The sequence below is a fragment of the Devosia nitrariae genome (assembly GCF_030160115.1).
Lineage (GTDB): Bacteria > Pseudomonadota > Alphaproteobacteria > Rhizobiales > Devosiaceae > Devosia > Devosia nitrariae.
Genome location: NZ_BSNS01000003.1, coordinates 35,008 through 54,479 on the forward strand (window position 1 = coordinate 35,008; position 19,472 = coordinate 54,479).

Consider the following 19,472-nt stretch of genomic DNA (forward strand, 5'->3'; position numbering starts at 1 on the left):
AGGTCTCGCTATGCACCTAAAGAGAGACGACTTCTCTCGGTATTTCAGCGGCGTTGCGGCCATTTTGCACGCTCATGGCCTTTTTCGCGTGCGGTGGGATAGCATGCATCATGCCGCTCTGGCGGGCATGCATCTGTCTTGGCAAAAGCAGACAACACCTGCCCCGCGTCGGTGGCGCTCAACTGCAGGCGCGCCCGGGTCAGCATCCAGCCCAACCCAGAAAAGCCTGCATTCTGGCAGCTACGCGTAACGTTTCGGCCATTGGAGGACGTTGAGCGAAATCCAAAAGGCTGACAGTCCGCTCAGGCGGAAGGAGCAATCATGATGGGAGTTTGCCGACAGTCAGCTTTCAGCCCGCTTGGAAGAAAGGCAGAGATTGCAGTATAAAGCCAGGCAACGGGAATGGCGGTTGGCAGCCAGATTTCATTAGCGATCCGACCCCCGGGGCGTTATGCTGAAGGGGCGCAGCCGGCGTCGGCAGAGCGACTGCCCCCTATGCAGGATATACCGCTGTTGGGCCTCTCGCTGTGGAGCCTCAATCGGCCTGGCCTGTGACTTGGATATGCCAGGGTGCAATCACACGTTCCAGCCATTGGACAAAAGCATTTAGGATGATCGCAAAGGTCAGAAGCACGATGATGGGCGCGAACATTTCTGCGGTTTCGAAATTGTTGGCCGCCGTCAGGATGATGCCGCCCAGCCCGGAAAGTGCGGTGAAGAACTCGGCCACGATCATGGCGATGATGCCCTTGCCGACGGCCAGCCGGATGCCGGCCATGATGTAGGGTACGGAGGCCGGAAGCACGATCTTTTGGAGGATTGCCCTGCGTGATCCGACGAAGGATTCCCCCACCTCGATCAGCGATTTTGGGATGGATTTGACGCCCGACCAGGTGCTCATGCAGATGGGGAAGAACGACAGCGTGGCGATGATGGCGACCTTGACGGTAAAGCCGAGCCCGAACCACAGCATGAAGAGCGGCGTGATCGCGATCAGGGGCATGGCATTGCCCGCCGTGACATAGATGCCGAAGGCGGCCTCCATGAAGCGGAAGCGGCCGAGCAGCATGCCGATCGGAATGCCAAGGATGGCGGCGATGCTGAAGCCGACGACGAAGGGCTGCAAGCTTTGCAGGAAGGCGTTGGGCAGCCGGCCGCTGACAGTGAGGTCAACCATCGCGGCTGCAATTGCAGAGGGATAGGAGCCGAACAGCGGATTGACCTGCCGACCGAAGATTTCCCACAGTAGCAGCGCGATGGTGACGGAAGCGAAGGTGACGACCCGGCGGCCCATCAGAATCGTGGCAAGATCCATGCGAAGGCTGGAGGGCGCGGTAGCGTGATCGGTAGTCATTAGGCGGCCTTTCTCGCGTCGGCGTCCATTTCGGTCTTCAACAGCTTCCACAAGCGCAACCGCTTGTCGCCGAATTCGGGGTCGCCGCGAAGCGCGGCAAGGCTGGGACGCGGACGGGGCAGGCGAACATCCAGCATCTCGGCTACCCGCCCGCGGCTCATCACCACGACGCGGTCGGCGAGGAGCACGGCTTCATCGAGGTCGTGGGTGACGAGAATGATCGTCTGCTGCGTCTTGGCCTGGATGGCCAGGAGCTCGTTCTGAAGACCCTCGCGGGTTTGCGCGTCGAGCGCGCCGAACGGCTCGTCCATCAGCAGCACGTCGGGGCCGATGGCGAGCGCGCGGGCGATGCCGACGCGCTGCTTCATGCCGCCCGAGAGCTGGTGCGGCAGGCGCTCGGCGGCGTGGCCGAGGCCGACCAGGTCCAGATAACGCTGGGCCTCCGCCACGCGTGTCGGCTTGTCCATACCCTTGAGTTCAAGGCCGAAGGCGACGTTCTGCACGGCATTGCGCCAAGGCAGCAGCTCGGAATGCTGGAACACCATGCCGCGGTCGTAACCGCAGGCACTGACTTTCCTGCCGTTGACCACCACGGAGCCGCCGCTTGCCTGTTCGAGGCCCATGATTATGCGCAGCATTGTGGTCTTGCCGCAGCCGCTGGCTCCGGTGATAGCGACGATCTCGCCCCGTTCGAGGGAAAAGGAGACCCCGCTCAGCGCATGCACTTCGCCTCGGGCGCCAGCCATCATGGTTTTAAAGGTCTTGCTGACGTTCTGGATTTCGACAAGCGCCATTGCAGGTCTCCCTTCCTGTCGTTATTGGGCCGCCAGAAGCGCCTTGGCGTTCTCGAGCACGCTCGTATCGACGATCGCGGTTGGATCGTAGCCGGCATCCATGTTGCCCGTCTCGGCCAACAGGCCGCTCAGCCATTCCAGCTTGTCGATCTCGACGGTCATTTCGGGATTGACGGCATTGTTCTCGATCACCTCTTCATAGATCAGCACCGGCGCCTGGTCGGTTTCAGGCAGTTCGGCCTTTTCGTACGAAAGAGCCAGTGTCGCGTCCTTGTTCTCGAGCGCATAGCTGAAGCCCTTGATCTGTGCGGCGAGGAAGTTGGCGATATATTCGGGGCGGTCGCGCACGATGTCGCCGCGGGTCATGATGCAGAAGCGCACATATTCGGGAACGACGTCACGCGCATGCACCAACATGTGGAGACCGAGATCGGGTGCCTTGGCGTTGAATTCGCTCGAGCTCGGTGCTGCGGTGATGAGATCGGCCGAAACGGCGGCCACGCGTTCGGCGTCGCTCCCCGCCACGGTGAAGTTCACATCCTCGAGCGGAATGCCGGCCGACTTGACCACAGCGCGCGAGAACAGATCCGGCAGCGAACCGGGCGCCGAAACGCCGATCGTGCCGCCAACGAGCTGTTCGACCGAGGTGATGTCCGGCTTGGTGAACAGGGCATAGGTGAGGCCGGGCCACGGACAACCGATGATCTTGATATCCGCCCCCTTGCTGGCTGCGATCATCGGGCCGCCGGGATTGCCGATATAGGCGTCGAGTTCGCCGGCCAGCAGACCGCGCAGCAGGATGGAGTCCCCCTTGAACGACTGGACGTCGATATCGAGCCCGAAGCTGTCGTCGAACCCGTCCTCGGCCGCCATGTAGACGAAGCCGGCGTCGCCCTTAGTCGCGACAGTGCCGTAACGGAACGGCTCCAGCGACTGCGCATGGGCAAGGGCGGTTGTGGCGAGGACCGCCGTGACGGTCAGGCCTGCAAGCATTTTCATGTGATTCGCTTTCCTTGATGTGCGCCGGCCCCTGACCGCCGCGCTCCTCCATTCGAACCCGGTCGCCCCCAGTCCACTCTCTGGACAACCGGGTTACAAGATGACATAGTATCGTCATACAAGATGACGAACGTCAAGAGAGGCGATATGCGACCAGGTGCGGTACTTTTTTCCGAGATGATTCCGGACGCTACCTGGGAGGCTGACTTCCACGACTGGTACGACACCGAACACATTCCCATCCGGATGGCGGCCCCGGGCTTTCTTGGTGCGCAGCGCTATAGCCGCAATGACGGGCCGGGGTTTCTGGCCGTCTATGATATGGAATCGCCCGCGACGCTGCAGACCGATGCCTATAAGCGCATCAAGGGCGAGCCGAGCGAAAGAACCGCTCGCATGCTGCGAGATGTGTCCGGCTTCACGCGCTATACCGGCCAGCTTCTGAGCTGGCAGCAGCAGCAAAGCGTCACTGAATCGGAGATGCTGGAAAGCCAGGTGCTGTATTCGGTGTTCTTCACCGTGCCGCAGGATCGCCAGGGGGACTTCAACGACTGGTATACCCAGGATCATGTGCCCAGGCTTCTCGATGAACCGCAATGGCTCGGCGTTCGTCGCTACCAGATCGTCGACGGCACGCCTGAAGGCTACTCCCATCTCGCCCTGCACCACCTCGTATCCACCGACGCTTTGGAAAGCCCCGCACGTGCCGCCGCCCGCAACACGCCGTGGCGCGATCGCCTCGCCGCCGAAGGCTGGTTTCGCGGCACGTACATGGTATTCACCAGACGCCATCAGCGATTCCTGGCGCAACCTGCCGCCTAGATCTCGGAGATCGAACATGAATAAGGTATCGGGGCCTGCAGATCGGTTACGCACGGGAGAGGGGGCGTCGGCCATGCCAGATCTACGTATCGTTCAGCCTCGCGCCCTGTTGCGGGAACAGGTGCTGGACAAGCTGCGCAACGCCATCATCGAGGGCTGGTATCCGCCGGGCACGCGCCTCATTGAACGCGAACTTTGCGAAGCACTGGGGGTGAGCCGCACCTCGGTACGCGAAGTGCTGCGGCAGCTCGAAACCGAGCAGCTGATCACGGTCGAGCAGCGTCGCGGGCCGATCGTGGCCTCTATCAGCGTTGCCGAAGCCGAGGCCATCTACGAAACCCGCGCCATCTTCGAGACGGCCGTCGTCCGCGCCTTTATCGAACGCGCGCCTCAGGCCGAATTCGACCATCTGGTCGTGGCGGCACGGGAGTTCGGCGAGGCCGCCCAGGCCGAAGACCTTCATAAGCTCCTCGCCAGCATGAGCCTTTTTTACGACATCCTGCTGCGCGGCGCCGGCAATCCGGTATTGCATAGCGTGGTGCGGCAGCTGATGGCCCGGGTGGCCTTCCTGCGCAGCAAATCGCTCAGCGAGCCCGGCCGCCTCAAATTTAGCGTCGCCGAAATTCAGGAGCTGTCCGAAGCCATCATGGCACGGGATATCCCGCGCGCCGAAAAGGCTGCGGCCAGTCACGTGGCCATGGCGCGGGAAGCGGCCATGCGGCAGATGGTGCTGGAGAACAATGGCGACCGTCTGCGCGGGGCCAGTTGATCACCGCGTCCAGAAGCGGCTGAACTGCGTCGCGACGATTTCATCTTCCGTCAGCACCCTGTCGCTGAGGCCATTGGCCATGGCAAAGCGGTTCAGGCCCTGTAGCGCCTCCGGCCCGATGCCGGCATCGTAATAGGGGCTATCCCGCTCCACCAGAACCGGAATGAGTTCCGCCTGCTCGCTGGGGAATAACCCCTCGCCCACCTGTCGTGCCAGCGACGGGTCGGCGCGTAGCGCCTGCTGCGCCGCGACGGTGGCGCGTACCGCTGCAGCGGCGATTTCGGGCTCTTTCTCGATCAGGGCATCGGTGGCCGTCAACGCCGCAAAATTGTAATAGCGTGCCCCTTCCGGTCCATCGCCGCGCCTGAGGTCGAGATGCAGCTTGGCGAGCCCTGCCTTTTCCGCCAGCGCCAGACGCATACCATTGCCCCAGAAGGCATCTGCGTGGTTCGTCTCGATGGCGCGGATGCCGTCGAGACTGTGCCATTCCGACGTGGACGCCAGGCTCTCCACGATCTGGACGTCGTCCGGCGCCAATCCCGCCTCGGCAAACATGTGCCGCAGCGCTGTCCGCGGGAACTTGAACGAAGACGATACACGCAGCCCCTTGAGCGCCTGGATATCGCCCTGATCGATATCGATGTCCTTGCGGATGCCCATGAACCAGTAGGAATATTGCGACAGCGCGCAGAGGAGCTTCGCGCCGCGCCACATCGGAAAAGCCCGGGTCGCGGCAAAGGCCGGCCCGCCGAAGAAGTGAATGGTGCCGTCGCGCAGCTTTTCCGGCCCGCTCTTGGCGCCATACTCGGGCACGAACTCGACCTCGACACCCTCGGCCTTGAAAAAACCCAGCTTCACCGCCGCCGTGGCGACGAAATAGGACGGCGAATCCACATCGGCGACCATCAGCTTATACATCATGAACCTCCGTTAGCGCCGAATTCGAGCCGCCAGCGCGCCAGTCCCATCAGATCGGCGTCTCCGCCCATCTTGCCGATGAGCTGCAGGCCGAGCGGCAGGCCGCCATCGCTAAGGATGGGCAGCGAAAGGGCCGGCACGCCCAGTAGGGAAGCCGGCACGTTCATGGCGGGGCTGCCCGTCGTATCGTCGAGCCGCGGCGCCGCGCCTGTCGCGGCAAGGGTGACAAAACCGTCCACCCCCTCCGCGACACGGCCGTAGCTCTGCCGAATGGCGTGGCGCCGCGCCAGTGCCTCTTCATAGTCGTCGAGGCTCATCTCCAGCCCCACGGCCATCCGCGCCTGCATGATCGAGCTGAGCTGCGCATGCGGATAGCTGCGCAGCGGCCAGCAGAATTCCCAGGAGAGAATGCGCTCGGTCAGCGGCCAGGCCTCGCCCAAGGCTGTTTCCAGCGCCGCAAAGTCGGCGTCTTCCGCCTCGCTGACGATCTCCACTCCGGCGCTCCGCCACAGGTCGAGCTCCCGCTCCAACGCCTGTCTGGCGGTGGGCTCGAGCTGCGCCCAGCCGGCTGTCTTCAGCAGAGCCATGCGGCGCGGCGTCCGCGCGGGCGGCAGGTCCACGTCGCCCCGCAATGCCGGATGACCCGGATCGCCGCCCACGCGTTTGGCGATCGCCGCCGCAAGGGCCCAGGCGCCGCACAGGGTCGACGCGATTGTGCCCAGGCAGCTCTGGCTCAACTGGTCGTTGGCGCCGCCGCGATTGAGCGCGCCGAAGCTGGGCTTGAACCCCACCGCGCCGCAATAGCTCGCCGGCCGCAGGATCGATCCCACGACCTGCGTGCCGAGCGCCGCATCCAGCATGCCGCCGCCGACGGCGGCCGCCGAGCCGCTGCTCGAGCCGCCCGGCGTGCGTGCCGTGTCATGCGGATTGCGCGTATCGGCAAAGCTATGGCGCGTCGCAAATTCGGTGGTAGTGGTCTTGCCCAGCACCACGGCGCCGGCTTCGCGCAATGCCTGTACCGAGGCGGCGTCGCGTCGGGTTTCAAACCCTTCCCAGATGGGCGAACCCTGGCCGGTCGGCATATCGGCCGTCTCGATGACGTCCTTGATGCCGACCACCATGCCATCGACCGGCGACAGCGGCCTGCCCTCGGCCCAGCGGTGGGTCGATGCCGCGGCCGCGGCCGTCGCGCCTTCGCGATTAAGGGCCGTGAACGCCTTGATCTGACCCTCCCGCGCCGCAATGGCGGCAAGATATCCGTCCAGCACCCGGGTCGGCGTCGTCGCACCGCTCCGGTATCGCGCGCCGGGATCTTCCAGAAGGTTTCTCACCGCCCCGGCCTCGGTCATGCCGAGGTCGGCAAGTCTTCATAGCGTAGGCCGCCAACGCGGGCATTGATGCGGCCGCCGGTGCCCAGGCAGAAAATGATCGCCACTTCGTCGGGCATCGGCCCATCGGGGATGAGCAGCGTCATGCCGTCATAGTGCGAGCGCACATAGACGTCGTCCTTGCTGTTCATCGGCACGTCGATCACAGTGCCCGGCGCCGCGACCTTGGTCATCGACGAAATCCAGGCCTGGGCGCCGCCGATGGCCTCGCGGAACGGATTGGCGAACGTGGTGGTGAGCAGCGCATTGGCGTGCTCCTGCTCGCCCGACAAACCCACGACGCCGCCCTTGCCATAGCTTTGCACCGGCATGCCATCGAGCGCCTTGAGCGCCGTCTGGGCCATCTTCCGGCCCAGCCCTTCGCTGGCTTCGATCAGCGGCGAGAGGTCTTCCACATAGCGCCCGATATAGGGATTTTCGAGCAGATAGATCACCGCAACCTTGCGCAGCGGCGTCTCGGCACGCCGACCGGCCTCGACCCGCTTGTCGTCAATCAGTGTGAAGGTGCGGCGGATATTGAGGTCCATGAGTCTGCTCCAGAAAAGGGTGCTATTGTTTGTCATACAATATTATATCAGTCAATCTTATCTTGGAAAAACAAGGGCATCCCACAGCATTTTTGCGGCCAGCACCGCGAGCAGCAGCATGATCAGCCGGTCGAACGCCTGCCGTGACACCGTCCGGCTGATAGAGGCGCCGAACGACATGCCCACCAGCATCGGCAGCAGCGCCGCGCAGCTCAGCAAGAAGCCGCTGGGGGTCAGCACGCCGGCAAATGCCAACGCCGGGAGCTGCACCGCGACGAAGGTCACGAACAGCATGGACACCGTACTCATGAAGGTCAGCCGCTCGAGCTGCATGGCGTTGAGGAAGCTCAGCGATACCGGCGCCGAAATGCCTGCCGAGCCCTGGACCACCCCGCTCATGAATCCGAAGGGCGCGGCGAGCCGGAGAGCCAATGGCGTGCTGAGCTGCCAACTGGCCCTGGTCACCCGCAGAACGAGATAGAGCAGCACGGCGAGCGCCACGACGAGTGACAAGGTCCGCGAATCGAAGCGCACGAGCGCCCAAGTGCCCAGCACGACTCCGATGGCTGCCGACAGGAGGAAAGGGACGAGGAAGCTAGCCTGCAAGCGATGCTTACGGTTTTGCCAAGCCTGCAGGAGGTTGGTGATGAGATTTGGCACCGTCATGATGACGATGGCGAACCGCACATCATGGAAAGCCGCCATAGCCGGTATAGCCAGGATCGGCGCCCCGGCACCCGTAGCGCCTTTCAGAATCCCGCCGCAGGCCAGGCAGGTGAACACGACGGCCAGTTCGAACACGGGCAAGGCACACTCCCTCGATGAGGCTGTCAGGCGGCTGGAAACTCCAGGCCGCCCATGCAGACATATTTCACCTCGAGGTAGTCCTCGATACCGTGGCGCGAGCCCTCGCGGCCCGTTCCGGATTCCTTGACGCCGCCGAAAGGCGCGACCTCGGTGGTCACCAGGCCCTCATTGACCCCGACAATGCCGTAGTCCAGCGCCTCCGACACGCGGAAGGCGCGGCCCAGGTCGCGCGTATAGAAGTAGCAGGCGAGGCCATATTCAGTGTCATTGGCCAACCGGACAGCTTCGTCTTCGGTCTCGAAGCGGAACACCGGAGCCAGCGGCCCGAAGATTTCCTCGCGCGAAAACCGCATGCCCGCGCTCGCATCGGCGATGACGGTGGGCTCGAAGAAATTGCCGGCCAGAGCGTGCCGCTGGCCGCCGGTCACCACGCGGCCGCCCTTGTCGACAGCGTCGGTCAGCAGTTCTTCAACCTTTTCGACAGAGTTGGCATCGATCAGCGGGCCCAGCTCCACGCCGTCATCGACGCCGGCGCCGACGCGCAGCCGCTCGGTGGCGGCGGATAGCTTTTCCACGAATGCGTCATAGACCCCGGCCTGCACATAGAAGCGGTTGGTGCACACGCAGGTCTGGCCGGTATTGCGGAACTTGGCGTTGATCCCGCCTTCCACCGCCCTGTCGATATCGGCGTCGTCGAAGACGATGAACGGGGCATTGCCACCTAGTTCCATCGAGACCTTCTTCACCGTGCCGGCGGCCTGGCCAAGCAGCACCTTGCCGACCTCGGTCGAACCGGTGAAGGTGATCTTGCGCACCAGCGGATTGGCGGTGAGCTCGCCGCCGATCTCCCGCGCCGAGCCGGTGACGATATTGACCACACCGGCCGGAAAGCCCGCCTGGAGACAGAGCTCGCCCCAGGCGAGGCCCGAATAGGGCGTTTGCGTTGCCGGCTTGCAGACGATAGTGCAGCCCGCAGCCAGCGCCGGCGCGATCTTGCGTGCCAGCATCGAGGAGGGGAAATTCCACGGCGTGATGGCGCCAACGACCCCCACCGGCTGCCGCGTCGCCAGCAGCCGCCGATCGCGCCACGGCGAGGGAATGATTTCGCCATAGATGCGCCGGGCCTCCTCGGCGAACCACAGCACATAGGCCGCGCTCATGCCGACCTCGCCCCTGGCCTCGGCTAGCGGCTTGCCCTGCTCCATGGTGAGAATGCGCGCCAGCGCCTCGCGATTGTCGAGGATCAACTGGTGGAGGCGCCGCAGCATCTCGGCCCGTTCCGCGGCCGTGGTGCGGCTAAAGCTTCTGAAGGCTTCATGCGCCGCCTCGATCGCCTGCCGGGTTTCGGCGGCGCCGGCGTTGGGGATCTTGCCGATCACCTTACCGGTCGCCGGGTCCTCCACGTCCAGCGTCTTGCCGGAGCGGGCGTCGAGCCAGCCGCCGGCGATATGGAGCTGCTGGCGGAACAGGGAGCTGTCGCGAAAATCTTGCTGCACTTTGGTTTCCTTACCGGTCCAGGGCCTTAGGCCGCCTCGAGGTCGTTCACCTTGCGGTTGGCCTCGAGCATGGAGGCGCGCATGAGGTAGGCCTTGGCACTGACCGGATCGGCCGCGATGCGGCGCAGCTCGTCCAGATTGGCCTTTCGGGTTGCGGGGTCCCGGGCTTCGAGACGCTTCTTGTTCTGAATGGTCTGCGCCTGGACGAAATCGATCGTCAGTCCGCGGCGCTGCAGATCGTAGAGGTCGAGCAAACTGTCGGGAGCGCCGTGCCAAACCCGGGTCAGCTTCTCACTCAGGTTGACCGCGTCCTGGATGCCGCCATTCAGCCCCATGCCCCCGATGGGGTTGTTGACATGCGATGCATCGCCCGCCAGCAGAACCCGGCCCTGCCGGAAGGTTTTGGCCACACGCTGGTGCACGCGATACAGATTGCGATGCGCGATCTCGTAGTCCCCATCCTTGGGAAAGAACCGCTGGAGGCGGGCATGCACCGCCTCGTCGGAGAGAAGGTCGGCTTCGCTTTGCTCCGAGGAGGTCGGAAACACCGTGCGCCACAGGCCCGGCGGGCCGTCAGCCGCCACCTTGAAGCAATTGCACCATTCGTCGGGGTCGGCGAAATAGCTACGGTAGCTGTAGCCGCGATTGGCTTCGAAATCGAAGGGGGTGGTCAGCACGAGGAACTGCTCGGCCCAGGTGAAACCCTCGAACTCGATGTTGGCGCCCTTGCGCACTGTCGACCGCCCGCCATCCGCACCAACCAGATAACGCCCTTCAAAGCGGCGCTCCCCGTCCGGCGTCCCGGCCGTCACCTCGACGCGATCGTCATGGGCCACGAAACTCAGCACATCGTGGTCGAACAATACTTCGGCGAGGGGTTCAGCCTGCAGGTGCCGGAGCACGATCTGCGCCGTCTTGAATTGCTCGCACTGCACCACATAGGGATAGGCGGTCTCATCGGCGATCAGGGCATGATCGAACTCTGCCACCAGCTCGCCGCTGGGCCGATCCCAGAACTGGAAGATCGGCGCGACCAGCCCGGCCGCGCGCAGTTCCGGCTCGAGCCCGAGCGCACCCAGCAGTTCGAGCGTCGCAGGATGCGTTGTGGCCGCGCGCGGATCGTCCTGCAAGCGCGAAAAGCGTTCCAGCACCGTGACCGGCACGCCCTGCCGTGCCAGGCTCAGCGCACAGATAAGCCCCACCGGGCCGCCGCCACTGATGATCACGCGATTCTTGTCGGACACGACTCTCTCCTTGAAAATTTCTAGTGCGCGGCGCCGCCGAAGTCGCGCGGCAGGCGGTTCTCGGCGACGCGAACGGCGCGTTTGGGTGCGGGGGTGTTGCGGCTGCGCCCGACGAAACGCGGCACGCCATCGCTGAACACGGCCCCCACCGCCACCGGGTCGCCATGGCGCAAGGCGGCCAGCGCATTGTCCTGGGTGCCGCCCAGCGGCGCGTCGACCAGCACCAGGTCGGCATCCCTGCCGGGAGCGATGAGGCCGGAATTGCGACCATAGACGCGCGCATTATTGCCCGTCGCCGCGCCGATCACCATCTCCGGCGGCAGGTCGAGCAGGCTGGAAAGATGGGTGATCGTGTAGAACATGCCCAGCGGCATGATGCCCGAGCCGGTTGGTGTATCCGTGGCGATCAGCAGCCGGTCGAACTGGTCGTGCGCCAGCGCCTGGCGCGTGCACAACAATGCAGTTCTCAGATTGCCCGCCGTGCAGAGCTGCAGGGCCACCTGGCTTTCGGTCACCACCCGCTCGAAGTGTGCATCCGGCATCGCCACCGGCCCACCATTGATGTGGAACGAGACGTGCGGATCGATGGCAAGCACGTGCTCACCATTGATCGGCGATGAGCCAGGGATCGAGGCGCCGCCCGTATGCAGGGTAGTGATCATGCCATGCGCCCGCGCCATGGCGACCAGGGGCTTGTATTCCATCGGGTCGGCAAAGGCCCCGAACCCGGCCTTGGCGAGCCAGACACCGGCGGCGGCGAGTTCCGCGAAATCGGCTTCCGTCAGTCCCGGCTCGAGGATCACCGAACCCGCCCAGACCCGCATGCCACCGGGGCGATAGGTGGCAAAGCACCGCTGCGCTGCAATGGCGAGCGCCTTCACCCCCACAGGGTCGCTTGGCCGCCCGGGCACATGCACCTCCGAGGCGGAGATGGATGTGGTCACGCCCCCATGCAGATAGCTTTCCAGGTACCCCACCGCCTTCTGCCGCGGCGTGTAGTCGCCGAAGGTGATATGCACGTGGGAGTCAATCAGACCCGGCATGGCTGAGGCGCCACCAGCGTCAACCACCACGTCACAGGAGGCAATCGTCATTGCATCGCTGGTACCGACGCTCTCTATCAGCCCATCCTGCATAACCACGCTGTCGCCTTTGACCAATGGGGCGCGCCAATCGCCGCTCACGATGCACCCCAGATTGACCACAGCAACACGCATCTGAAACCCCATTCCCTTTTCGCCATCTTTGTATGACAAGATTATGATATGTCAAGATGTGATCGCGGGTGGACGCATGCTCGCGCCAGATGAGCGCAGCTCAAAAGAAGGTGCTCTGGATATCGAGATATCCAGCAAAGATGGAAGGCCTTCGTTCGGCCGCTGGCCTTCGACAGCTGCTTCTCACACCCGCCAAAGCTGCCGGTGCCGGCCCGTCGTTTGCCGGCAGCTACGCGCCCCTTTCCGGTTGTTCGGTCAGCTTCCACGAATTCCTAGAAGCAGACATTTGCCTTCACCGTTTTTGGGCCCGGCGTAGCGCCAAGTGGTTCAATAATCAACGAGCGGGCCTTTGCCCGCTCACAAGAGCCCATCGCTCTGCTCGGCGTGTTGCTTCCAAAAAATCACCTAGAGTCCGCATTTTCCTCCGGGGCCTCTTCGGCAACGCAGAGCATAGGCCGCGGCTCACTAGGTTGAATAGCAACGGCGAGTTCCTCGCATTGCACTCACCATTGAGTCGGAAAGGCGGCATCAGGCTAGCGCGACTGGAGCAGGAGCGGCCAACACAAGCGCTGAGGCAATCATCAATGGTTTAGCGAGGATCGGGGCTCTCCCATAAACGTGTCCAGGAGGGAGCAACTTGCCAGGGAAAGACTCCGTTCCCTTGGCGGCTTTGCTACAACACGTGTCTCGGCCTGCCTCTGCAGCTCGCGGAGAGGCTGCGAGGCAAAGGCAGAGCACTCATGCGTCACGGGCTTTGCCTGCCGCCAGACAGTGAACTGAAGTGCGGCGAGGATCGCCACTGCGATCGCCTGAGCGCTGACGAACGCGTAGCCGAGCGCGTTGGTAAGACGCCGCCATCGGGCATGAACAGGGTATCGTGCACGAAGGCTGCGTCTGCGATCAGGTGATCGAAGCGAGGTTATGCCCCGGCGAGTGTATGACCCTTGCCGGAATGCTGCCCACCTTGAACTCCTCGCCGTCGGCGAAGAGTTTGTCCCCCTTGGCTGCCGTCTTCTCGCGGTTCGGGCAGGTTGTAGATGCCCTGCCAGAGCGTTTGCACCGCGGTCACCTTCTCGCCAATGGCGGTCGGCGCGCCGGTTTTCTCCTTGAGGTATTGGGCGGCCGAGCAATGGTCGGCATGCGGGTGAGTATCGAGGATCCATTCGACCTCGTAGCCATTATCCGCGATGAAACGGAGTAGCTTGTCAGCCTCGACGGTGCGGATCGTGCCGGACTTCTCGTCAAAGTCGAGCACCGGATCGATGATGGCGCACCTATGCGTTCCAGGATCGGCCACGATGTACTGGATCGACCCGGTGCGCGGCTCGAAGAAGCCAGTGACTGCAGGTTTGGCTGCTGCTTGATGCAACTCACAATGCTGCATGTTTCGGGAGCGTATGTCTGCAACGACGGCGGCGCACCAGCAGTTTCACGCCGCTGCTCGCACCTCGAGGCCGGAAAGGCTCCATTCAATTCCGGAACCCTCAAGGACCGCTGCACCGTTACCAGATGGAGCGATGGAGAGAGCTATGACGCACGAAGCCGGCGACCACCCCCTTCGATCGGACGAGCTGGCGCTCATCGATCGCTACTGGCGGGCGGCCAACTACATCTCGGTCGGTCAGATCTACCTGCTCGACAACCCGCTGCTGCGCGAACCCCTGCAACCGGGGCACGTCAAGCCGCGGCTGCTCGGCCATTGGGGCACGACGCCGGGACTCAACTTCATCTACGCCCATCTCAATCGCGTCATCGCCCGGCGCGATCTCGACATGATCTATATCTGCGGACCCGGGCATGGCGGGCCTGGCATGGTCGCCAACACCTGGCTCGAAGGCAGCTACAGCGAAATCTATCCCGATGTACCGCTAAGCGAAGAGGGCCTGCGCCGCCTCTTCCGGCAGTTCTCGTTCCCAGGGGGTGTGCCGAGCCACGCGGCGCCGGAGACGCCGGGGTCCATCCACGAAGGCGGAGAACTCGGTTACGCGCTCATGCACGCATTCGGCGCCGCCTTCGATAATCCCGAACTGACTGTTGCCTGCGTTATTGGCGACGGCGAAGCCGAGACCGGCGCGCTTGCCGCCTCCTGGCATTCCAACAAGTTCCTCAACCCCGTTCATGACGGGGCGGTGCTGCCGATCCTCCACCTGAACGGCTACAAGATCGCCAATCCGACGGTGATGGGCCGCATGGCGGACGAGGATCTCGAACGCCTGTTCCTCGGTCTCGGCTGGGAGCCGCATTTCGTCTCGGGCGAGGATCCGGCAACGATGCACCGGCAGATGGCGGCAACCCTCGACAGCGTCGTCACGCGCATCCACACGATTCAGGACAGTGCCCGCGACAACCGCGATGCGCTGAATATGCCACGCTGGCCGATGATCGTCCTGCGCTCACCCAAGGGCTGGACGGGGCCGAAAGAGGTGGACGGCAAGAAGGTCGAAGGCTTTTGGCGCTCGCACCAGGTTCCGGTCGCCAATGCGCGCGCAGATGCCAGCCACCGCGAGCTGCTAGAGGACTGGATGCGCAGCTACCGCCCGCAAGAGCTCTTCGATGCGGACGGGCGCCCGCACGCCGACCTGCTGACATTGGCGCCGACCGGGCAACGGCGGATGGGACTAAATCCGCATGCCAATGGCGGACTGCTGAAACGCGAGCTGAAGCTGCCCGACTACAAGACTCTTGCCGTCGGCGTGCCAGCGCCGGGCGCACCTGTCGCCGAAGCGACACGGGTGATGGGCAAATACCTCGCCGAAGTCATACGGCTGAATGCCGATGCTCGCAATTTCCGCCTGATGGGACCCGACGAGACGGCCTCCAACCGGCTCGACGCTGTGTTCGAGGTCACCGACCGGGTGTGGATGCAAGACATCGAGCCGTTCGACACCAACCTCGCCGCCGACGGGCGGGTGATGGAAATCCTCAGCGAACACCTCTGCCAGGGCTGGCTCGAGGGGTATCTGCTGACCGGCCGGCACGGGTTCTTCTCGTGCTACGAGGCCTTCATCCACATCGTCGATTCGATGTTCAACCAGCACGCCAAGTGGCTCAAGGTCTCGCGCGAACTGGGCTGGCGCAAGCCCATCGCCTCTCTCAACTATCTGCTGACCTCCCATGTCTGGCGGCAGGACCACAACGGCTTCTCACACCAGGACCCGGGCTTCGTCGATCTCGTGGCCAACAAGAAGGCCGATATCGTGCGCATCTACCTGCCGCCGGATGCAAACTGCCTGCTCTGGGTTACCGACCACTGCCTCAGGACCTATGACCGCATCAACGTCATCGTTGCCGGCAAGCAACCCTCGGCGCAGTGGCTCGACATGGCGGCGGCCGCGCGCCACTGCGACGTCGGCATCGGCGCGTGGGATTGGGCGGGGACCGTTGCCGGCGACGAGGAGCCGGATATCGTCATGGCCTGCGCCGGCGACGTGCCGACACTCGAAACCCTGGCCGCCGTCGACCTGCTGCGGCTGGCCCTTCCGAGACTCAAGGTCCGCGTCGTCAATGTCGTCGACCTGATGACACTGCAATCCGAATACCAGCATCCGCACGGGCTGAGCGACGAGCACTTCGACGCGCTTTTTACCACCGACAAGCCTGTGGTCTTCGCCTATCACGGCTATCCCTATCTCATCCACCGGCTTGCCTACCAGCGGCGCAACCACGCCAATCTCCACGTCCACGGCTTTCAGGAGGAAGGCACCACCACGACCCCGTTCGACATGGCGGTCCTCAATAGCATCGACCGCTTCCATCTGGCGCTGGCGGCGCTGAAATGGCTGCCCGATACCGGGGCAGACGGCGCGGCGCTCGAGGCGAACCTGAACGCCAGGCTCGCGGCACATACCGCCTATGTGCGCGAGCACGGCGAGGACATGCCCGGGATCCGTGAGTGGAATTGGACCCATGGCAGGTGACGGGCGAGAGGTCGTCCTGGCGCTCAACGCCGGATCGTCGAGCCTCAAATTCGGCCTCTACGATGTCGCAGGCGATGTCGCCCGCCTCGCCCGCGGCAGCGTCACGCGTGCCGACGGCATCCGTGTCCGGACGGACGGCGCGGATGGAGAGACCATCGAGCATGATCTCTCCAGCATCCCTCTCGACGAGGCGGCGCTGATCGAGCGGCTGCTCCCCTGGCTCACCGAGACGTTCGACTGCGGCGAGCCGACGGCCATCGGTCACCGCATCGTGCATGGCGGCACGCGGTTCACCGGACCGGTCCTGCTTACCGCCGAAACCATCGAAGCGGTCGAGAGCCTGACCCCGCTCGCCCCGCTGCATCAGCCGCCGGCAATGGCGCTGATCCGCGCCGTCCGAAAGGCCCGCCCGCGTCTTACGCAGGTCGGCTGCTTCGACACCGCCTTCCACCATCGGCTTTCGCCGCCCGTCAGCCGCTACGCGATCCCGCGCGCCTATGAGCGCAAGGGCGTGCGCCGCTACGGCTTCCACGGGCTTTCCTACCAGTACATCGCCGGCGAACTCGCCGACCGCGCTGACAGGCGGATCGTCGTCGCGCATCTGGGCAATGGTGCGAGCCTTTGCGCCCTCTTCAACGGGGAAAGCCACGACACCACCATGGGTTTTTCCGCGCTCGACGGTCTGGTGATGAGCACCCGGCCCGGCCAGATCGATGCCGGCGTCCTGCTCTACCTCCTCCAGCAGGAGGGGCTGACGCCCGACGAACTGGAAACCCTGCTTTACCGCGAGAGCGGGCTCAAGGGTGTCTCCGGTCTCTCGGGAGACGTGCGCGAGCTGCTGGCCAGCGGCGCCCCCGAAGCGGCGGAGGCCATCGATCTCTTCGTCTTCCGCATCTGCCGCGAGACTGCCGCCATGGCCAATACGCTGGAAGGGCTCGACACCCTGGTGTTCACAGGCGGCATCGGCGAGCACTCGGCGCCCGTCCGCAAGGGCGTCGGCGAGCGTCTCGCCTGGCTCGGCGTTTCGCTCGACGAGGCCGCCAACAGCGCCGGAGCGCGCTGCATCTCGACGCGGTCGAGCCGCGTGGAGGTCCTCGTCATCCCGACCGACGAGGAAGTGGTGATCGCCCGGCAGATTGCGGCGCTTCTGGGCGCGCGCCAATAGCTCCACGCATCCGCATCGACCAAACGAACCTCTCGGCAGGTCAGGCGCTCTGGCCCATCTGCTCTCTCAGCCAGGCCGAAATCTGGGACGATTGCATGGCACCGGATACGCGGGCGACTTCCTTGCCGTCATGGAAGAGCAGCATGGTCGGAATGCCGCGGATGCCAAAGCGCGCGGCCATCCCCGGTTCGGCCTCGGAATCGAGCTTGAGGAACCGGAACTCGGGCTCGAGTCGGTGTGCCGCCGCTTCATATTGCGGCGCCATCATGCGGCAGGGGCCGCACCAGTCCGCCCAGACATCGACCACCACAGGAATGTCGCTGCGCGCGATCTGCTTTTCGAGCCCATCGCCCGTGACTTCGGCTGGATGTCCGGTGAAGAGGCCGGCGCCGCATTTGCCGCAGCGCCCCTCGCGCGCCGGTTTTCCCGCGGCAATCCGGTTGACGCTTCTGCACTCAGTGCAAACCACGTGCATGGTGCCGTTCATAAAAACATTCCTCGTTTTTGCTGCGCCAGCTCCGATAGGGTGGCAACCGGCTTCATCGGCATCAGACTGCCTGCAGCGAAGAATGACTGGGCGCTGTTCCCGTTCCCTGCGGGAGGTCCGGGAACGATCAAGACATCATCGTTGCTGCCGTACATCATCAGGCGATCGCGCAGGTGATAAGGGGTGACCACCTCACCGCGACTTCATGTAGACTGGCCGGCATCGAGGGTTCTCCTTCTGGCACGTATGTGACTGCTAGCGGTAGACGTGTCGTTCGGCTGTCGCAGGGAGACCACGTGTCGGCGGCCGAACGGTGAAGGATACGAGGGTGGCGGTATCTCATGGACTCCCTGATTACGGCGGCGGCACAGGCCCTTGCGGCCGGCGATCCTCTTGCGGCGCTGAAGCGCGTCGCCCTGCGTGACGATGCACCGGCGCTGGCGCTGCGCGGTATCGCCATGGCGCAGCTCGGCGACTTCGCCCGGGCAAAAGCCCTGCTGAAGAGTGCGGCACGGGCGTTTTCGCCGAGGGAAGCCATGGCTCGTGCACGTTGCGTCGTTGCCGAAGCGGAAATCGCCCTCGTCTCGCGCGATCTCGGCTGGCCCGCCAGGACGCTCGATGCGGCGCGCGCGACACTCGAGGCGCATGGCGATGCGGTCAACGCCGCGCATGCGCGCAACCTCGAGGCCCGGCGGCTGCTCCTCATCGGTCGGCTCGATGAAGCCGAACGACTGCTCGCGGGAACCGATCCAGCGCCGCTTCCGCCAGCGCTACGGGTTGCGCATGCCCTGATCGTTGCCGGCATCGCCATTCGCCGCGTGCAGACGAAGGCAGCACGCGGCGCGCTTGCCCAGGCGCAAGAGGCCGCGCACGCGGCTGGCATACCGGCTTTGGCGGCCGAGGTTGAAAGCGCGTCGCGGGTGATGGAAACAACCGCAGCGCGCGTGATCGTGCGGGGAGAGGAGCGCCCCGTCATGCTCGACGAGGTCGAGACACTGCTGGCGTCGGGAACGCTCGTTATCGATGCCTGCCGCAATGTGGTGCGGGACGACAGGAGTGTGGTGGGGCTGACAACGCGCCCGGTTCTCTTCGCATTGGCCCGCGCCCTTGCCGAAGCCTGGCCGGGAGACGCCTCGAGAAACACACTTCTCGCCCGCGCGTTCCGGGCGAGGCACGCCGACGAGTCGCATCGCGCGCGCCTGCGGGTCGAAATGGGGCGGCTCCGCGCGGAGCTGCGCGGACTAACCGACGTCAGCGCAACGAGGCACGGTTTCAAGCTCGTGCCGCGCCGGGCAAACGAGATCGCGGTGCTGGCGCCGCCGGTCGAAGAGCCGCATGCGGCGGTGCTTGCATTCCTCGCCGACGGCGAATCCTGGTCGAGCTCGGCCTTGGCGATCGCACTCGGCGCAAGCCCGCGCACCGTTCAGCGTGCGCTCGAGCAGCTTGCGGGTGAGGGAAAGGTGCAATCGTTCGGCCGCGGGCGAGCGCTCCGCTGGACGACCCCTTCGGTGCCCGGCTTTCCGACAACATTGTTACTCCCCGGACCGCTTCCCGGGGTGTTAGGGTGA

The 19,472-nt window shown here is 64.4% G+C and carries 17 protein-coding genes and 1 pseudogene; 5 read left to right on the top strand and 13 right to left on the bottom strand.

The window, feature by feature from the left end:
• Positions 1–535: 535 nt before the first annotated feature.
• Genes QQK18_RS02905 through QQK18_RS02915 form a run of 3 tightly spaced genes read right to left on the bottom strand, consistent with a single transcriptional unit; the run spans position 536 to position 3,147 of the window.
• Entirely contained in the window at positions 536–1,354 is an 819-nt protein-coding gene (locus tag QQK18_RS02905; protein WP_284338779.1) for an ABC transporter permease, read from the bottom strand.
• Positions 1,354–2,148, bottom strand: coding sequence for an ABC transporter ATP-binding protein (locus tag QQK18_RS02910; RefSeq protein ID WP_284338780.1), 795 nt, complete (start codon positions 2,146–2,148; stop codon positions 1,354–1,356). The genes QQK18_RS02905 and QQK18_RS02910 overlap by 1 nt, the downstream gene beginning before the upstream one ends.
• A gap of 21 nt (positions 2,149–2,169) precedes the next feature.
• Positions 2,170–3,147: an ABC transporter substrate-binding protein gene (locus QQK18_RS02915; RefSeq protein WP_284338781.1), complete on the bottom strand. Its 978-nt coding sequence runs from the start codon at positions 3,145–3,147 to the stop codon at positions 2,170–2,172.
• Positions 3,148–3,270: 123 nt separating this feature from the next.
• On the opposite strand from QQK18_RS02915, the gene QQK18_RS02920 reads away from it, so the two are divergent.
• Positions 3,271–3,969 carry a DUF4286 family protein gene (locus QQK18_RS02920; protein ID WP_284338782.1) on the top strand — a complete coding sequence of 233 codons (699 nt, stop codon included), beginning with the start codon at positions 3,271–3,273 and terminating at the stop codon, positions 3,967–3,969.
• 73 nt (positions 3,970–4,042) lie between these two features.
• The gene (locus QQK18_RS02925) at positions 4,043–4,738 is read left to right on the top strand and encodes a GntR family transcriptional regulator (protein WP_284338783.1); all 696 of its coding nucleotides are present in this window, start codon (positions 4,043–4,045) and stop codon (positions 4,736–4,738) included.
• On the opposite strand, the gene QQK18_RS02930 is transcribed toward QQK18_RS02925, so the two are convergent.
• The 8 genes and pseudogenes from QQK18_RS02930 to QQK18_RS02965 form a co-directional block, all read right to left on the bottom strand.
• Positions 4,739–5,656 (bottom strand): ABC transporter substrate-binding protein, encoded by a 918-nt coding sequence (locus QQK18_RS02930; protein ID WP_284338784.1) that lies wholly within the window; start codon positions 5,654–5,656, stop codon positions 4,739–4,741.
• Positions 5,656–7,005 (bottom strand): amidase, encoded by a 1,350-nt coding sequence (locus tag QQK18_RS02935; protein ID WP_284338785.1) that lies wholly within the window; start codon positions 7,003–7,005, stop codon positions 5,656–5,658. Before QQK18_RS02935 ends, QQK18_RS02930 begins: the two co-directional genes overlap by 1 nt.
• The gene (locus QQK18_RS02940) at positions 7,002–7,571 is read right to left on the bottom strand and encodes an amino acid synthesis family protein (protein WP_284338786.1); all 570 of its coding nucleotides are present in this window, start codon (positions 7,569–7,571) and stop codon (positions 7,002–7,004) included. The genes QQK18_RS02935 and QQK18_RS02940 overlap by 4 nt, the downstream gene beginning before the upstream one ends.
• Before the next feature lie 57 nt (positions 7,572–7,628).
• Entirely contained in the window at positions 7,629–8,372 is a 744-nt protein-coding gene (locus QQK18_RS02945) for a sulfite exporter TauE/SafE family protein (protein ID WP_284338904.1), read from the bottom strand.
• Between the two features lie 29 nt (positions 8,373–8,401).
• Entirely contained in the window at positions 8,402–9,847 is a 1,446-nt protein-coding gene (locus QQK18_RS02950) for an NAD-dependent succinate-semialdehyde dehydrogenase (protein ID WP_284338905.1), read from the bottom strand.
• Between the two features lie 53 nt (positions 9,848–9,900).
• On the bottom strand, positions 9,901–11,118 hold the full coding sequence (locus QQK18_RS02955; RefSeq protein WP_284338787.1) for an FAD-dependent oxidoreductase: 1,218 nt from the start codon (positions 11,116–11,118) through the stop codon (positions 9,901–9,903).
• A 20-nt stretch (positions 11,119–11,138) separates the two neighbouring features.
• Positions 11,139–12,335 carry an amidohydrolase family protein gene (locus tag QQK18_RS02960; protein WP_284338788.1) on the bottom strand — a complete coding sequence of 399 codons (1,197 nt, stop codon included), beginning with the start codon at positions 12,333–12,335 and terminating at the stop codon, positions 11,139–11,141.
• Positions 12,336–13,125: 790 nt separating this feature from the next.
• Positions 13,126–13,695 (bottom strand): annotated as a pseudogene (locus QQK18_RS02965) (MBL fold metallo-hydrolase); the annotation flags it as partial.
• A gap of 169 nt (positions 13,696–13,864) precedes the next feature.
• Between QQK18_RS02965 and QQK18_RS02970 the strand changes: the two are divergent.
• Complete coding sequence (locus QQK18_RS02970) at positions 13,865–16,252, top strand: phosphoketolase family protein (protein WP_284338789.1); 2,388 nt, start codon at positions 13,865–13,867, stop codon at positions 16,250–16,252.
• Positions 16,242–17,417 carry an acetate/propionate family kinase gene (locus QQK18_RS02975; RefSeq protein WP_284338790.1) on the top strand — a complete coding sequence of 392 codons (1,176 nt, stop codon included), beginning with the start codon at positions 16,242–16,244 and terminating at the stop codon, positions 17,415–17,417. Before QQK18_RS02970 ends, QQK18_RS02975 begins: the two co-directional genes overlap by 11 nt.
• A 40-nt stretch (positions 17,418–17,457) precedes the next feature.
• Here the strand turns inward: QQK18_RS02975 and trxC are convergent, their stop codons facing one another.
• Both trxC and QQK18_RS02985 read right to left on the bottom strand, forming a co-directional pair.
• Complete coding sequence (trxC, locus tag QQK18_RS02980; protein WP_284338791.1) at positions 17,458–17,904, bottom strand: thioredoxin TrxC; 447 nt, start codon at positions 17,902–17,904, stop codon at positions 17,458–17,460.
• Entirely contained in the window at positions 17,901–18,095 is a 195-nt protein-coding gene (locus QQK18_RS02985) for a hypothetical protein (RefSeq protein ID WP_284338792.1), read from the bottom strand. Before QQK18_RS02985 ends, trxC begins: the two co-directional genes overlap by 4 nt.
• A gap of 150 nt (positions 18,096–18,245) precedes the next feature.
• Between QQK18_RS02985 and QQK18_RS02990 the strand changes: the two genes are divergently transcribed.
• Positions 18,246–19,472 carry a helix-turn-helix domain-containing protein gene (locus QQK18_RS02990; protein ID WP_284338793.1) on the top strand — a complete coding sequence of 409 codons (1,227 nt, stop codon included), beginning with the start codon at positions 18,246–18,248 and terminating at the stop codon, positions 19,470–19,472.

What these genes read in the sequence shown, in the direction of transcription:
- QQK18_RS02905 (WP_284338779.1), bottom strand. Translation starts at nt 1,354, where the DNA reads ATGACTACCGATCACGCTACCGCGCCCTCCAGCCTTCGCATGGATCTT.
- QQK18_RS02910 (WP_284338780.1), bottom strand. Translation starts at nt 2,148, where the DNA reads ATGGCGCTTGTCGAAATCCAGAACGTCAGCAAGACCTTTAAAACCATG.
- QQK18_RS02915 (WP_284338781.1), bottom strand. Translation starts at nt 3,147, where the DNA reads ATGAAAATGCTTGCAGGCCTGACCGTCACGGCGGTCCTCGCCACAACC.
- QQK18_RS02920 (WP_284338782.1), top strand. Translation starts at nt 3,271, where the DNA reads ATGACGAACGTCAAGAGAGGCGATATGCGACCAGGTGCGGTACTTTTT.
- QQK18_RS02925 (WP_284338783.1), top strand. Translation starts at nt 4,043, where the DNA reads ATGCCAGATCTACGTATCGTTCAGCCTCGCGCCCTGTTGCGGGAACAG.
- QQK18_RS02930 (WP_284338784.1), bottom strand. Translation starts at nt 5,656, where the DNA reads ATGTATAAGCTGATGGTCGCCGATGTGGATTCGCCGTCCTATTTCGTC.
- QQK18_RS02935 (WP_284338785.1), bottom strand. Translation starts at nt 7,005, where the DNA reads ATGACCGAGGCCGGGGCGGTGAGAAACCTTCTGGAAGATCCCGGCGCG.
- QQK18_RS02940 (WP_284338786.1), bottom strand. Translation starts at nt 7,571, where the DNA reads ATGGACCTCAATATCCGCCGCACCTTCACACTGATTGACGACAAGCGG.
- QQK18_RS02960 (WP_284338788.1), bottom strand. Translation starts at nt 12,335, where the DNA reads ATGCGTGTTGCTGTGGTCAATCTGGGGTGCATCGTGAGCGGCGATTGG.
- QQK18_RS02970 (WP_284338789.1), top strand. Translation starts at nt 13,865, where the DNA reads ATGACGCACGAAGCCGGCGACCACCCCCTTCGATCGGACGAGCTGGCG.
- QQK18_RS02975 (WP_284338790.1), top strand. Translation starts at nt 16,242, where the DNA reads ATGGCAGGTGACGGGCGAGAGGTCGTCCTGGCGCTCAACGCCGGATCG.
- trxC (WP_284338791.1), bottom strand. Translation starts at nt 17,904, where the DNA reads ATGAACGGCACCATGCACGTGGTTTGCACTGAGTGCAGAAGCGTCAAC.
- QQK18_RS02990 (WP_284338793.1), top strand. Translation starts at nt 18,246, where the DNA reads ATGGACTCCCTGATTACGGCGGCGGCACAGGCCCTTGCGGCCGGCGAT.